The sequence below is a fragment of the Gloeothece verrucosa PCC 7822 genome, from assembly GCF_000147335.1.
In the GTDB taxonomy this organism is placed as follows: Bacteria; Cyanobacteriota; Cyanobacteriia; order Cyanobacteriales; family Microcystaceae; genus Gloeothece; species Gloeothece verrucosa.
This window is the reverse complement of the sequence record NC_014501.1, coordinates 4,812,006-4,827,102: the sequence shown is the minus strand read 5'-3', so window position 1 is coordinate 4,827,102 and position 15,097 is coordinate 4,812,006. Positions and strand designations below refer to the sequence as shown.

Sequence of the window (15,097 nt, the reverse complement as noted above, 5' to 3'; positions counted from 1 at the left end):
AAAAATGGATAAGGTGGGCAAAAGTTTAACGTTTTAAGCAACTTTGCCCACTGGATCGGATGACAGCTTATTGGGCTGGTGAAGCGACTTCTGTAGAGTGAGACTCAGCCGCCTGACCTGGAGTGGCGATCAAGGGTTCATTTCTCCCATATCCGTAGGGTTCACTGATCACTACTGGGATTTCTTCAAAGTTTTCATGAGGAGGAGGTGAGGGAACCAGCCATTCTAAGCCGATGGCCCGCCAAGGATTAGCTGGTGCTTTTGGACCTTGTATCCAAGAACTGACCATATTGAAAATAAACGGCAGGGTAGACATCCCTAATAAAAAGCTTCCCACACTGGCTACCACGTTCCAGTTGGTGAATTCTGGGTCATAGGAGGCCACGCGGCGCAACATTCCTTGTAATCCTAGGGGGTGCATGGGGAAAAAGTTGAGGTTAGTGCCGATGAAGGTTAACCAAAAATGTAATTTTCCTAAGCCTTCATAGTACATCCGCCCTGTCATTTTCGGGAACCAATGGTAGAGAGCGGCATATATTCCCATCGTCACTGTACCGAAAAGAACGTAATGGAAGTGACCGACGACAAAATAAGTATTATTAACATGAATATCCACAGGCACGGCGGAGAGCATGATCCCCGTAATGCCAGAAAAGACAAACATGATCAAAGCCCCCAGAGCAAACAACATGGGGGTATTGAGCCGCAGTTTACCGCCCCAAATGGTCGCTACCCAGGCAAATACTTTAATTCCGGTGGGGACAGACACACACATGGTAGTGAGCATGAAAACCAAGCGCATCCAAGCGGCTGTTCCACTAGCATACATATGGTGAACCCACACAAAAGCACTGACTGCGGTAATAATCAGGGATGAAACGGCTACTACCTTATAACCGAATAGGGGTTTACGAGCATAGACGGGAAACAGTTCCGAAAAAATGCCAAAAACCGGCAGAATAATCACATAAACCGCCGGGTGGGAATAGAACCAGAAAAAGTGTTGAAATAGAACGGCATCTCCTCCCTTGGCAGGGTCAAAAAAGCTGGTTCCTAGGGTCACATCGAATAGCAGCATCACCGCCCCGGCTGTGAGTGCCGGTAAGCCGAAGAGTTGGATAATTTGAGCGGCGAATACGGTCCAAACAAAAGCCGGCATCCGGAAAAAGGTCATCCCCGGTGCCCGCATTTTAACAATGGTGGTGACAAAATTGACCGCCCCCATGATGGAGGATACCCCAGAGATAGCAACCGCTAAAATCCAGACGGTTTGACCATTAAGCCAGAAACCTGACGGATTTTGCAAACTCACCGGCGGATAAGACCACCAGCCGGCTTGTGCCGAACCACTGGGCAAAAAGAAACTGGCCATGATCAGCGTACCCACCACCGGAACCATCCAGAAGGCAGCCGCATTCAGACGAGGAAAGGCCATATCTCTAGCCCCAATCATCAGGGGGACGAGATAATTAGCCAGACCGAGTAAAGAGGGGAATGTCCACAGAAATAACATAACTGTGGCGTGCATCGTGAACATCCCATTAAAAAAGGTTCGTTCTACCAAATCGGCTTCCGGGGTGATTAATTCTCCCCGAATGACCATCGCGAATATGCCACCGATGAGGAAGAAAAAGAAAGAGGTAACGAGGTACTGTATGCCAATGACTTTGTGGTCAGTGCTAAAGCTGAAGTATTGCTTCCACGCTGCACCCTTTTTGTGATGAGAATGTTGATTAACAACGGTTTCTATATGAATTTCTGTCATGTCCTTTTGATCCTATACAGCGAGTAATCACTCTTTAATTCAACTGGGTTGAACTTTGTCTAGTCGTGATAATTGACTACAGGAGGACTTGCCGGTGCGACGGAAGGCCAGCCAGCTTGAAACGGTTTGTTTTTGTTGGTTTCTTGTTCGTACTCGGTAGCCGCTTGATTGGTTGCCGGAGTTGGTGTGAGAGTTGCTGCGGAGTGAAGCCACTTTTGATAATCCTCAAGGGATTCCACTATTACATTGGCCTGCATGGTGGCAAAATAAGTGCCGCTAAATTGAGAATCTCTCAGCCGATATTTACCGGTCCGGATGGGGGTAAATTCAACGTCTAAAGGATGGGCGGGAATAATATCTTGTTTGATGCGAAAGGCAGGAATATAGAAGCCGTGCAATACATCATCCGATGTTAAAGCTAGACGAATCCGTTTTCCTTCGGGTAAATGTAATTCTGTGCTACTAACCTTGCTATTGGGATATTTAAAAACCCAAGCCCATTGTTTAGCCTCTACTTCGATTTTTTCCACCGCTTCAGGAGTATTGGCGGTTGTAGCAGCCATCGCCGACTCCATTTTTATCGGTAAATGGAGATGTCCTAACCCCATGTTGGTTTGAATTCCCATGTCTATGTAGATTTGGTAACTGTAACCAGCTATCCAAAATACGAGCAAAATGGGGATGGCTGTCCAGATGATTTCTAGGGTAACATTCCCTTCAACCGGGGGCCCGTCGCTGTAGTCGTATTTACCCGCCTGTTGGAAAAACACCGAATACATGACTGTTCCGGTCACCCCAAGAAAGATAAAAGTCCCTAAAGTGACTAAGAAACTAAATAAATTATCCACTAATAAGGATTCGGCGCTGGCTTGTGGGGGTAGCCAAGCGTAGGATAGTTGTCCTATCCAGATACTAATCGCCATTAAAATTACGGCGATCACACCTAACATCAACCACCTAGAGGGAGGAATCTCAAGTTTATGGTGATGGTGGGATGAATTATGTCCCCCCTTTGACTCCTGTGACATACTAATAACCTCGTATTGATGAGTTAACCGTTATTCGTTAACAAGGAGACGGTTCCTATCACGTCTCTAAAAATGAACATTTTCGCTCAATCGCAATAATCCATCGGCGCTATGGTGAGCATTTTCGCTCAATCGCAATAATCCACCGGCGGTATTGTGTACCATAAACTCGGCCGCCAGTTGGGCCCCTAGGGTTCCGTGAACATACATCAGAAACATAATCCCGAGTCCTGCTGCCAGATAGCCCCACTGCACTTGTTGTAGTTCATTTTTACGCCATAAGTAGCGCTGAAATCCTCTCCAGATGGCCATCCCCACCATGAAGGCTAACAGTAGCACGCCGCCAACCCCATGCCACAGCATCGTTTCCATTGCTTGCAATCCCCAAGCACTTTTAATATCGGTGAGGGGGTCTGCTAACATGATTTCATAAAATCCTGCCGCTACTGTGGCAAAGGTAATGATAGCCGCAGCGACCATGTTATACCAACCCACATCAAAAAAATTGGAACGGGCCACAGGAATCGCTAAAAACTTGAAGATGGGTTTTTTAAAGGGGAAAAGCACACCGACAATATCGAAGAGAACCCCCATGATAAATAGACCAAGAGTTAAATGAACTAAGTTAGGATGAATGGGAATAGCATAAGGCAGCCCATTAGGCCCTAATTGTCCGCTTAACTGGTCAATTAGTTCAGAATTCATTGTAAAATTCCCTCCTTGACAGCTTCAACAACTTTCACGGTATGTAATCCATAAACCCAAACCAGTTCATCGCCTAAATAAATCTGAAAGAACACCAAACTGGTTAAGAATAGTCCTACCCCTAAATAAGTAATAGGAATTTTATTAGGATTGCGTGAACGAAGGATGTAACGCCAAGCGGTAATGGCAGCAATAATCCCTGAAAGTGACCAGCCGATCAGTGTATGTAAATTGAGGACGGGTTGAACTACTTCATAAGGTTGTGCTAAACCGGCTTCTACTTGCCCAAAAATGATCGCGACGAAGATGGAAAGTGTGGCAAAACACATATTCCACCAACTTACTTCATAAAAGGAAGATTTGCGACTAAAATAGCCTATCAGATCGCAAATAAAAGCAAACAAAACCATTGCTATTACAAAGTGAACAACAATGGGATGTATTGTGTCTGGATAGGGTAAGTTGTGATCGTTTAAAGATGGAAAATACTCAAGCATAGTTTTTGTAAAGGTAGTAACAGAGTTGATTCTTATCTACTTCCTCTCTTCTTAATTTATTAAAATAGCAGGAGTCTTTTTGTTCTTTTTTATACGGAAATAATCTTTATTTTTTACTCCTTTTTTGACCTTTTGTCAAACTTATGATTATTTTTCTTGAGAAGTTATAAGCGGGTAAAATTATCGTCATTAGTCTTTAAATCCCTTGCCTGATAAGTAATTTCACTGTATTTCAGTGTATTTAATTTTGCGGGAATTTGTTGATGTGAAAAAAGCCTGTAAACCGATAATAATTCGTGGCTCTTTTTGGTAAAGACTTTTATCCTAGCCCAAAGCTACCTCCCACTGAGATTTCTTTATAATTTCTTATACTCTATTTAAATTGACATATTTACATATATCTTAATGTAAAATTAGTTACATTTTTGAGTTTTTATCCCTAAAACTTTAGATTGAGAAAATGTTCAAAACGAACAATTTTTTCGGATTCTTTTGCCTAGAGAGAAAAGAGTTAAGAAGCTTTAAGACAAGATAAGCTATTTAAACTTCTTGAAGTAAATACTAAAAAATTTAATAGTTCTATAATTATGTTTAAGATTGTTTTTTTGAGTTTATATTTATTAATACTTTTAGGGATTTTTATCATATAGTGTGCAAGTGTGAAGAATTGTAAAGTCCCTACAACCCTTTCCTATAGCCTATGGCCTTTTGCCCAGGAATAATCTACCTGTACCAGTACAGGATTAATCTTGTTCTCATCTTTGAGAGAAAATTTCTCAACAGAATTTCAGAATATCGGTTTATGCTTATATTTGTCAGCTATTGTTGAGATAGTAATAAAGATGAAACCAGAAGATTTGCTGCTGATTATTCATCCTGCAATCGCAGTTGTTTCTGTTTTTCCTCTTGTGGGTATTGTAACTTACTTTGCCTGGCAAACCCGTCAACGGCGTTTACAAACTTTACAAGGGGATAAAAGTAAAATCCCTGCTACTGTAGGGCGCAATCATCTAAAAATTGGCAAATGGTTATCCACTGTAGTGATCATTGTGACCTTATTAGGACTAGCTTATCCCATTGGCAAGAATATCATCTCTAATAAACTTTGGGTCGCTAATCCTTTTCAAGTGGTGTTTATTCTTCTGATGTATGGGTTAACCATCATCTCTGTTGTCTTTCTGCTTCGCGCACAGCAGAAGCACTGGCGGGCCATTTTTGCTATTCTGGCCGGGATGGCGATAGTAGTCTTAGGTTGTCAAGATGGGGTTTTTCGACGCACCAATGAGTGGTATTGGTCACATTATTATTATGGGATTACGGTTGCTCTATTGATGATTTTTTCTTTAGCGATTATAGACAATATTTATCAAGATCGCTCTAACCGTTGGCGTTATATCCATATCATCCTAAACTGTCTTGCTTTATTTCTATTCCTCGGGCAAGGATATACCGGGACTCGAGATATCCTCGAAATCGGGTTTTATTTACGCCGTCCTTAATCTGACACCTGATCTCTGTTTATCTCTAAAAGGGGTAAGAGCAATTCTTAAACTCTAGCCCCCTTCAGCATAATTTTATTTGATTCCTAACAATTCCACATCAAAAATTAAAGTCGCATTCGGAGGTATTACACCGCCTGCCCCCCTAGCACCATAACCTAATTGCGAAGGGATAATTAAGGTGCGACGACCTCCCACTTTCATACTGATGACCCCTTCATCCCAACCTTTAATTACCTGTCCTACCCCAATCTTAAAAGAAAAAGGTTGACCCCGATCGCGGGAACTGTCAAATTTTTTCCCATCTTCTAAGGTTCCTGTATAGTGAACGGTTACAGTTTGCCCTTTTTGGGGAGTCTCGCCGCTTCCTTCAGTGATGTCAACATATTTCAATCCTGAAGGCGTTGTTACTTCGTTTTGTGCCATTTGGTTTGTTTCCTGTTTAATATTGATTGATTGCACAACCGGTTGGTCATCGGCTACAGTTGCTACCACTGTAGATTGATTTGGGTTGATTTGAGATGCGATCGCTTGTTGTTTTCCACCACTCACAAGAGAGGTCACTATTAACAATAATCCAAAAAAAACAATTACCCCAAAACTAATTAAAATTTCTCGCATTGCTGGTTCCTGTGGATAAAAAATTGACTTTAGCGCCAAAGTTTGTTTTCTAAATCTCTTATTTGCCGCTCTAAGCGATCTATTCTTCCCCGCAACTCATCCATTTCTGATTGACGAGGCACTCCTAAGTCTTTTAGTATATTTCGCATTTGGCGCTCCATATTGCCTTCCCAGTTGGTTTGTTCAGATTTGAGCCGCTCCATCAAATCATCTACAAACCCTTTTGCCTGTTCGGAATTAATTTTACCTTCTTTTACCCACTGATCGCTCGCTTCTTTGATTTTTTCAGCAACTAGCGAAGTTGTTCCTACTCCTATTAACAGCAACTGTCTAATCCAGTCATTACTATCCATTTATTCTCATGTCCTCCCTGTAGGGCTTCTTTATAGTTCTAGTTTATCGCTCCCCGGCAGAAGCCCCCCTATCGCTGGCAGGGCTGTTTCAAAGTCGGTTGAAAATTAACAATAGTCGGGAGTAGGAGGAGAGGGTTAGTCATACTCTCTTTCAAAAATAAGCCTTAAGAATGATGCTTTAAAGCTTAAAAATTTGCTATTTATAGCCTTAATAACCGAGTTCAATCGCTAAATATCCATAAATATAATTATATAAAAAAATTTTTGCTCATTTTATGGCACAACAAGCCTGGAAAAATGAAATCTACGATCTCATTCGTGGCATATCGGGCGGTTTTCTCTTCGGAATTCCCCTGATGTATACGATGGAAGTATGGTGGATTGGTTCTTACACCAAACCCCCTCTCATGTTGGGAGTCATAGCCGTTACCTTTGTCATCATTTTTTTACTGAATCGGACCGATGGTTTTCGTCGGCGTAAACCTGACGATTCTCTGCAAGCGGCAATGGATAGCGTTGAAGCCTTAGCCATTGGCTTCGTTTGTGTTACCTGTATGCTCATTGTGCTACAAGAGGTGATTTGGGAAACGCCGCTAGATGAAGCATTAGGAAAGATCATCTTTGAGGCTGTACCTTTTGCTATTGGGGTTGCCTTAGCGCGAACCATGCTCAGTGATGGGGAAGAGGAAGAGGTTAATTCTTTTTCTCCTATGCCGGTGTCCTTGCCTTCTCTTCGACAACAAGAGCAAGAACGCTATCAAGCAACTTTAGCAGATATTGGAGCCACTTTGGTAGGAGCCTTGCTGGTAGCCTTTAACATCGCCCCCACTGATGAAATCTCGATGTTAGCGTCAGCCGTTTCGGCACAGTGGTTACTGGTGATGATCATCATTTCTTTGGTTATCTCTTATATGATCGTTTTTGTGGCTGGATTTACCACTCAACAAAAACGTTTACAACAACAAGGCATTTTTCAGCGTCCGATGGTTGAAACTATGGTCTGTTATTTACTTTCCTTAGTGGCCTCAGCCTTGATGTTGTGGTTTTTTCATCGGCTCAGTTTAAGTGATCCTTGGACTATTTGGCTACGATATAGTATTTTACTCGCTTTGCCAGGTACCATCGGGGGAGCGGCAGGACGTTTAGCAATATGAAAAGAAAAACTGTTCCTTATAAATTTAAATTAAGCAAATCTCGGCAACATCTATCTGCTGAATGGGTGACGTTCTTTATCGCTTGCTTGATCGTCTTAACGCTAGTTGGCTTAGTCATCTATATTTGGATAACACAAGAGGATAAACCTCCGGTTTTATCCATTACTTCAAGCACCGAAATACGAGTGGCACAAGGACAATATTATGTCCCGTTTGAGGTCACTAATACTGGAGGAGGTACAGCCGAGTCTGTACAGGTCATTGGTGAACTTTTGATTGATGGAAAAACACAAGAAGCAGGAGAACAACAAATAGATTTTCTTTCAGGCGGCGAAACCTCTAAAGGCGCTTTTATCTTTACTCACAATCCTCAACAAGGAAATTTAATGATACGAGTAGCAAGTTATAAGCTGCCTTAATCTAAAAAAAATTCTGAAAATTGCCCGACTTCAAAAAATCCTCAAAATCTTTTGATAACTTTTAACTAATGCTCATTAATTTACAGGATAGCAATAGCGGCGTTACTCGGCGTTAGAGTGACGCTTTTTCATTTTTCAGCCCCTATAATCTTCTAAGATTGAGAAAGTCACTCAACCGTTTCTTGCTGTCCGTCATATTTACGAAAAATTGTTAAGCTCAACCCTTGATTTATTCACCATCTCTTAACCTAGTCTTAAAATAAAAGTGACAGGCAGTTACCCTCGATTTTGAGGAAGCAATTTATGAGGGAAAGATGAAAAACTTTACTCAGGCCTCCCTAAATGGAAAAAGCACAAAGAATATCCTCTCCACTCTGCACACAAGCATCAAAGGAAGAAGACGATACAAAATAAAAGGGTTGCGACAATTTTTAGCTCTCAAATATCTTCTAGAGATGAAGCTATCTCACGAAAGAGGTATTAACTATGTGCGGGCTAACACCACAAGCGGTAATCTTTTATTATTATATCAAGCAGACCGTAATCCAGAAGAAATCAAGAGTTTGATCGAAGCCCTTGTCCAAGAATTTTACCAACATCCTCAACAATATAAACAACTAGAAAACCTAGGGAACGGGCATAGCGGTGAAGCCGTACCGGCTCAACTGTGGCATTTTGAAGATATAGACAGCATCCTCGCTCAATTAGATACCTCCAGCGAAACCGGACTGACCACTCAATTAGTACAAAACCATAGTCAACGATATGGGGCAAATGTACTCAGCGAAGCTAAACCCCGTTCAGGATTAAGTATTTTTATTGATTATTTTAAATCAGCCCCCGTCGCCCTATTAACTTTGGCAGCAGGTTTATCGATTATTACCGGAGGCATAATAGATGCAGGGGTCATCATGGGGGTAGTAACCATTAACGCTATCCTAGGCTATGTGACCGAAAGCCAATCAGAACGCATCATTAATTCTCTCAAGAACCTGGTAAACCCCTCTGCCTGGGTGATGCGAGAAGGTGAAATTACTCATGTTCACGCCGCCGAAATCGTGGTGGGAGATATTTTAATCCTTAAACCCGGCTGTTATATCCCCGCAGATGCAAGACTCATTGAAGCAGAAAATCTAACCCTTGATGAATCAGCCCTCACCGGAGAAAGCATTCCGGTGCAAAAATTTGCTCAAACCCTCATAGAGGCTCAAGTGCCCCTCGCTGAACGAGTTAACATGACTTACCGAGGGACTTTCGTGACAGGTGGACAAGGAAAAGCCGTCGTAGTAGCCACCGGCAAACAGACAGAAGTCGGCAAAATACAAGCTTTAGTGGGAGAAACCAACAACCCCCAAACCCCCCTAGAAAAGCAATTGGCTCAAGCCGGAGGACAACTCGTCGTCGCCTCTGGGGCAGTGTGCGGCTTAATCTTTACCCTCGGGTTAGCTAGAGGTTACGGTCTGATACAAATGCTCAAAAGCTCTATCTCTCTAGCTGTAGCGGCTGTACCCGAAGGACTGCCCACCATCGCCACCACCACTCTGGCCTTGGGTATCCGTAATATGCGTAAGAGAAAAGTCCTCATTCGTCGTCTGAATGCAGTAGAAGCTTTAGGTTCAATTCAAACCATTTGCCTCGATAAAACTGGGACTTTGACAGCAAATCAGATGTCAGTGGTAGAAATCTATACTGACAACAAAACGATCAAAATAGAAGGGGGCAAATTTTGGCAAGACCAACAACCCCTCAAACCCTCTAGCAGCGAAAAACTGCTCAAGCTGCTTCAGGTGGTGGTACTGTGCAATGATTCTGAAATCACTCGTAAGAAAAATCAGGAATACAGAATTAAAGGATCTTCGACGGAAAATGCCCTCGTTGAAGTAGCCATAGCCGCCGGAATGGATGTGCAAAAGCTTAGAGAAAACTATCCTCGCACTGAAACTAGCCATCGTTCCCAGTTTAATAATATTATGACCACCATTCACACCAGTGGTGAATCGCAAAAATGGATCGCCGTCAAAGGAAATCCCTCAGAAGTATTAAAACAATGCGGCTGGTATGAAAAAGAGGGTCAACGGTTGCCGCTTTCTGAGGCAGATCGTCGCGCCTTAGAACATCAAAATGAGCATCTTGCCGCTAAAGCCTTACGGGTGTTAGGGATAGCTTATGCTCAAGTTGATCACTCTGCCCACAGTAACGGGAATGGAAATGGTAACGGAAACGGTTATGGACATCATTTAGTCTGGTTAGGATTGATAGCCATGATCGATCCCATTAGAAACGGTGTTAAAACCTTAATTGGTCAATTCCATCATGCCGGCATTGAAACCGTGATGATCACCGGCGATCAACGCTCTACAGCCTACGCCATTGGCCAAGAATTAAAACTTTCAGCCCAAAAGAAACTAAATATTGTCGACTCCAGCGAATTAGACAGCGATGATCCCCATGCCATGAGAAAACTGTGCAATCATGTCAATATTTTTGCGCGCATTACTCCGGCTCATAAACTGCAAGTGGTGCAGGCCCTGCAACATACCGGCAAAGTGGTAGCCATGACGGGAGATGGAATCAACGACACACCCGCCTTAAAAGCCGCCGAAGTTGGGGTGGTAATGGGACACACCGGCACCGATGCCGCGCGAGAAGTAGCAGATGTGATCCTCGAGGATGACAATATAGAAACCATGATCGTTGCTATTAGTCAAGGACGTACTACTTATAACAATATTCGCAAATCCCTACATTTTCTCTTATCAACCAACTTAAGCGAGATTCTCGTAATGTTATTTGCCAGTATAGCGGGTTTGGGACATCCACTGAACGCTATGCAATTATTATGGCTTAATCTAGTGACCGATGTATTCCCCGGATTAGCGTTAGCTCAAGAGCCGCCTGAACCGGATGTTCTCGAAGTCCCTCCTCGCTCACCTGATGAACCGATTCTCAAAGGTTCTGATTTAGGACGAATTACTTTAGAATCGACTATGTTGTCCGTGAGTACCTTAAGCGCTTATAGTTATGGATTAGTACGCTATGGGGCAGGAGCAAGAGCCAGTACCATTGCTTTCATGAGTTTGGTCTGTGGACAATTATTTCATGCTCTGAGTTGCCGCACTGAAAAACGCTTGAGAAAAGCTCAGTTACCGCCGAATCCTTATCTTAATGCGGCTTTGGGGGGTTCTTTGGCTTTACAATTGTTGCCTCTGGCTTTCCCGGCTATGGGAAATCTTTTACAAGTGGTTCCTGTAGGCCTTCTCGATGGCGTAATTATTGGCGGTAGTGCCTTGCTTCCTTTGGCTATTAATGAAGAAACCAAGCCTGCGCTTAGGGAAGAAAATTTGTTAGAAGAAGAGGAAGTGATAGAAATTACACCACTCCACAGGGGGAATGGGGAATGGGGAATGGGTAATGGGTAATAGGTAATGGGACCCGGTGGAGTAAAGGATAAAATAGCCTTTGTCCTTTCCCCTTTGCCCTTTAACCTTTGCCCTTTAACCTTTCCCCGATTTGACAAGGTTTTAAATAAATTGGTGCAAGATCTCAGTTTAGGCTACCTTTTCTTCAGAAGCCGAAATTTTATAAAACTCCCGTCCTTCTTTTGAGGGTAAAGGTAACTCATGACTCTGATGAAAATCTTTTTGAACTTTTAAGGTCAGACGAGGAGAAATCTGGCGCACAATTTCCGTTAAAACCCGATCACCCGTTTTTTGAATCACAGACACAGGTAACTTATAAATAAACTTAGGAAATCTCACGGAAACTTTTAAATGAAGCTGCCATTTTACCCGGGTGATGACTTGTGGAACTTCACTCATGCCCTGTTTTTTAAAAATCTGTTCTATTCCCTTAGCCGCTTGATCCACAGAAATTTCATCGAGTCGCATCGACGCTTGATAATCTACCTCATAGCCCATATAAGGCTCATCAGGAATAGCCACACTATACATATCATAAGTGTTATCCACCGCAGGCGCTAAAATAACCGCCATTTTCGGCTCCACATCAAAACCAAAAGCCCCATACCGCCCTATCGCTAAAATATAACCATTCTCTCCAAAAGATTGAGTCTTCATCGGTTCAGCGCAGCGACAAAACCATCCTTCGTGAGCGGCTAAATAGTGAGCTACCGTTTGAGCATCGCTATACATCTCCATACAACCGGCAAAATGGGTTTGAAAATCCACAGGAGTTGCAGATGCTAGTTCCAATTGTTCTGTAGACTCGTCAATAACTGAATACATTGAGGATGATTCAGACAAATCTAGAGCTTGTTGGTTAAAGTAATGGGACTGCATAATCTCCTCCCCAAACAAAATTGACGGTAAACTTTTATTAAGCACTGTTTTATATTTTAAAGACGAATCTAGTTTTTAGATGTTCAGATAGTGATAAGTCGCTCAAAAATCACTCTTAAGGAGAAATCGATGAAAGCATTTGTAGCAGGAAGCACGGGGCAGACCGGACAAAGAATCGTCAAAGAATTACTCAGTAGAAATATTCCTGTGCGGGCCCTAGTGAGAGACTTAGAACCCGCAAAAAAGATCTTGCCTCCCGAAACAGAATTGGTAGTTGGTGATGTTCTCAACTCAGAAGGACTAAAAGGAGCCATTGGAAACAGCACCGTACTACTTTGCGCGACAGGAGCTAGACCAAGTTTTGATCCTACCGGGCCTTACCAAGTGGATTATTTAGGAACGAAAAATTTAGTAGACGCAGCCAAAGCCAAAGGAATAGAGCATTTTGTGTTAGTGACCTCTTTATGCGTTTCTCAATTTTTCCATCCCTTAAACCTGTTTTGGTTAATCCTCTATTGGAAGAAACAGGCGGAAATCTATCTGACCAACAGTGGCCTAACTTATACAATTGTCCGTCCAGGTGGTCTTAATAATGAAGATAACCGAGATTCCCTAGTGATGTCATCCGCAGATACCCTGTTTGAAGGCAGAATTCCTCGCGAGCAAGTGGCCCAAGTTTGCGTAGAATCTCTGTTTTATCCCGAATCTCGTAATAAAATCTTAGAAATTGTTACAAACAGTGAGGCAACTCCCAAAAGTTGGCAAGAGCTATTTGCTAGAATTGCTTAAGATACTGCTTGTGATTGAGTTAATCAAACAGGAGTGAACAATTGCCGCGCTCTACTCGCTCTCGCACTCGCCAAAAACTCAAACCGTTTAAAATTCTTAGTTTATTGAGTTTTTCGGTTCTGGCGATTTTATTGCTCAATTTATTGACTACAGAGCTTAAAAAGTCATCGTCACTGACTCGCTTTTTTAATAACTACGAACCTCAACCCCTAGTGATGACTGGAGGTGATCCCTATATTCGCGCTTTGATGCGAACCATTACCGCCAGTGAGTCTAATGTCGAACAACCCTATAATGTGCTTTATGGGGGCCAATATGTGTCAGATTTAAGTCAACATCCGAGTGAATGTGTTCCGATTGTGACAGGGCCTAATGTGGGTAATTGTAGTACCGCAGCCGGACGTTATCAATTTCTCAACACCACTTGGTATGAAAAAGCCCAACGCTATCACCCTCATCCTTCTGGCTTTTTGTGGTGGAAATCCTACAGTTTTGAACCTGAGTATCAAGACCGGGTGATTTACGCTTGGTTAAATGACCCGTTAGCTTGGGGTGTGAATATTTCTCAGTTGTTAAAAGAGGGCAAAATAGAAGAGGTTTTGCGTCTGTTGTCGGGAACTTGGACGAGTTTAGGCTATGGCATAGAAAATAATTCTATGAGTCCTCATTTACCGAAAATTTACGAGAAAATGTTACAAGAAGAATTAGGCCATCACGTGGGATAAAATTGATTTTTTCTTGGCTATGAACAAGGGCTGGATTTATGAGGAACAAGTCAGCAAAACTGAGGCGGGATTGACGCTTATAGAATACTATACACAAAAATATTCTCATTCAGGTCCATCTGAGTGGCTTGAGAGAATTCAATCAGGGCAAATCTTGATTGACGGATGTTCTCAAGACCCTCAAACCCTCTTGCAACCTGGGCAAAAGCTCACTTATCATCGTCCTCCTTGGGAAGAACCGGAGGTTCCTTTGTCTTTTGAGGTTTTCTATGAAGATGATGAGGTGTTAGTGGTGGCTAAACCCTCTTTATTGCCTGTATTACCCGGTGGGGGTTTTCTAGAACATACTTTGCTATCTTTACTGCAACAGCAATACCCACAGCGCACTCCTATACCGGTTCATCGTTTGGGTAGAGGGACATCGGGGTTAGTTTTATTAGCTCGTTCACCCCATGCTAGAGCAAATCTCACTGAGCAAATGCGCTCTCATCAAGTGGGGAAAATTTACCGCGCTTTGGTGGGGAGCGGCAATATACCTGACCATTTCGTGATTACTCATCCCATCGGTAAAATTCCTCATCCAGTTTTGGGCTATGTCTTCGGTGCGACTGCTGACGGAATGAAAGCTTATAGCGAGTGTCATGTTTTAAAACGTAATCCTACCACGACCTTAGTGGAAGTTAAAATTCTGACCGGACGACCTCATCAAATCCGCATTCATTTAGCTGTGGCGGGATATCCTTTAATTGGCGACCCTCTTTATCAAATTGGTGGGGTTCCTCGTATTCCGGAGCCAATAGCAGGGGAAAAATTACCGGTTCCAGGGGATGGCGGCTATCATCTGCACGCTTATGGTTTATCTTTTTTTCATCCAGTAACCGGTAAATTAATAGAATTAATTTGTCCTCCTCCAACGCCATTAATTTAACAGTTCCGAGCGGGAAATCCCCGAACGAAACGTAGTGGAGTTCGAGGGATGAGAGCGAGGGCAGGATTTAGGACGGAGTTGATTGATTCTGGATATACTTCTTGAGAACTTCTAATGGCGCACCTCCTGCCGAAATAACGCTGCGGAGAACTAGACCATAATACCGGCTTCGAGTAGGTCTTAGATAATTCTAGCTCAAATTCTTTGCGGAGTAAGCGAGAAGAAGATGATTTTAGGTTTTTGACAAACACCGATATATTGTTGTTTGGGTGCACGGAACTATCATAGATAATCCTAAATTTCTAGCTAAAAACCA

At 42.7% G+C, this 15,097-nt stretch carries 15 protein-coding genes; 7 read left to right on the top strand and 8 right to left on the bottom strand.

What is annotated here, in order from left to right:
• Window positions 1-67: 67 nt before the first annotated feature.
• The 4 genes from ctaD to CYAN7822_RS21470 form a co-directional block, all read right to left on the bottom strand.
• Complete coding sequence (ctaD, locus tag CYAN7822_RS21485) at window positions 68-1,765, bottom strand: cytochrome c oxidase subunit I (RefSeq protein WP_013324356.1); 1,698 nt, start codon at window positions 1,763-1,765, stop codon at window positions 68-70.
• Window positions 1,766-1,824: 59 nt separating this feature from the next.
• Entirely contained in the window at window positions 1,825-2,793 is a 969-nt protein-coding gene (locus CYAN7822_RS21480) for a cytochrome c oxidase subunit II (protein WP_013324355.1), read from the bottom strand.
• A 66-nt stretch (window positions 2,794-2,859) separates the two neighbouring features.
• Window positions 2,860-3,498, bottom strand: a complete 639-nt coding sequence (locus CYAN7822_RS21475) for a DUF2231 domain-containing protein (RefSeq protein WP_013324354.1) — start codon at window positions 3,496-3,498, stop codon at window positions 2,860-2,862.
• Complete coding sequence (locus CYAN7822_RS21470) at window positions 3,495-3,995, bottom strand: DUF2231 domain-containing protein (RefSeq protein WP_013324353.1); 501 nt, start codon at window positions 3,993-3,995, stop codon at window positions 3,495-3,497. Before CYAN7822_RS21470 ends, CYAN7822_RS21475 begins: the two co-directional genes overlap by 4 nt.
• An 842-nt stretch (window positions 3,996-4,837) precedes the next feature.
• Between CYAN7822_RS21470 and CYAN7822_RS21465 the strand changes: the two genes are divergently transcribed.
• Complete coding sequence (locus CYAN7822_RS21465; RefSeq protein WP_013324352.1) at window positions 4,838-5,494, top strand: DUF4079 domain-containing protein; 657 nt, start codon at window positions 4,838-4,840, stop codon at window positions 5,492-5,494.
• Window positions 5,495-5,569: 75 nt separating this feature from the next.
• Here CYAN7822_RS21465 and CYAN7822_RS21460 read toward each other — a convergent pair whose 3' ends face one another.
• Both CYAN7822_RS21460 and CYAN7822_RS21455 read right to left on the bottom strand, forming a co-directional pair.
• Window positions 5,570-6,115, bottom strand: coding sequence for an FKBP-type peptidyl-prolyl cis-trans isomerase (locus tag CYAN7822_RS21460; RefSeq protein WP_013324351.1), 546 nt, complete (start codon window positions 6,113-6,115; stop codon window positions 5,570-5,572).
• 29 nt (window positions 6,116-6,144) lie between these two features.
• Complete coding sequence (locus CYAN7822_RS21455) at window positions 6,145-6,468, bottom strand: phasin family protein (protein ID WP_013324350.1); 324 nt, start codon at window positions 6,466-6,468, stop codon at window positions 6,145-6,147.
• A gap of 275 nt (window positions 6,469-6,743) precedes the next feature.
• On the opposite strand from CYAN7822_RS21455, the gene CYAN7822_RS21450 reads away from it, so the two are divergent.
• From CYAN7822_RS21450 to CYAN7822_RS21440, 3 genes are all read left to right on the top strand, one after another.
• Complete coding sequence (locus CYAN7822_RS21450) at window positions 6,744-7,622, top strand: TIGR02587 family membrane protein (protein WP_013324349.1); 879 nt, start codon at window positions 6,744-6,746, stop codon at window positions 7,620-7,622.
• A complete protein-coding gene (locus tag CYAN7822_RS21445; RefSeq protein WP_013324348.1) occupies window positions 7,619-8,041 on the top strand; it encodes a TIGR02588 family protein in 423 nt (140 codons plus the stop codon). Before CYAN7822_RS21450 ends, CYAN7822_RS21445 begins: the two co-directional genes overlap by 4 nt.
• Window positions 8,042-8,355: 314 nt before the next feature.
• Entirely contained in the window at window positions 8,356-11,460 is a 3,105-nt protein-coding gene (locus tag CYAN7822_RS21440; protein ID WP_013324347.1) for a cation-translocating P-type ATPase, read from the top strand.
• Window positions 11,461-11,589: 129 nt separating this feature from the next.
• Here CYAN7822_RS21440 and CYAN7822_RS21435 read toward each other — a convergent pair whose 3' ends face one another.
• A complete protein-coding gene (locus CYAN7822_RS21435) occupies window positions 11,590-12,339 on the bottom strand; it encodes a DUF1997 domain-containing protein (RefSeq protein WP_013324346.1) in 750 nt (249 codons plus the stop codon).
• Window positions 12,340-12,468: 129 nt separating this feature from the next.
• Between CYAN7822_RS21435 and CYAN7822_RS21430 the strand changes: the two genes are divergently transcribed.
• From CYAN7822_RS21430 to CYAN7822_RS21420, 3 genes are read left to right on the top strand one after another with little or no spacing between them, the layout of a single operon-like run.
• Window positions 12,469-13,128, top strand: coding sequence for an SDR family oxidoreductase (locus CYAN7822_RS21430; protein WP_013324345.1), 660 nt, complete (start codon window positions 12,469-12,471; stop codon window positions 13,126-13,128).
• A gap of 41 nt (window positions 13,129-13,169) precedes the next feature.
• A complete protein-coding gene (locus tag CYAN7822_RS21425) occupies window positions 13,170-13,853 on the top strand; it encodes a glycoside hydrolase family 24 protein (protein ID WP_013324344.1) in 684 nt (227 codons plus the stop codon).
• 19 nt (window positions 13,854-13,872) lie between these two features.
• Window positions 13,873-14,781 (top strand): RluA family pseudouridine synthase, encoded by a 909-nt coding sequence (locus tag CYAN7822_RS21420; RefSeq protein WP_013324343.1) that lies wholly within the window; start codon window positions 13,873-13,875, stop codon window positions 14,779-14,781.
• On the opposite strand, the gene CYAN7822_RS40530 is transcribed toward CYAN7822_RS21420, so the two are convergent.
• Window positions 14,778-15,032: a hypothetical protein gene (locus CYAN7822_RS40530; protein WP_425365345.1), complete on the bottom strand. Its 255-nt coding sequence runs from the start codon at window positions 15,030-15,032 to the stop codon at window positions 14,778-14,780. The two genes, CYAN7822_RS21420 and CYAN7822_RS40530, sit on opposite strands and share 4 nt — an antisense overlap.
• Window positions 15,033-15,097 lie beyond the last annotated feature (65 nt).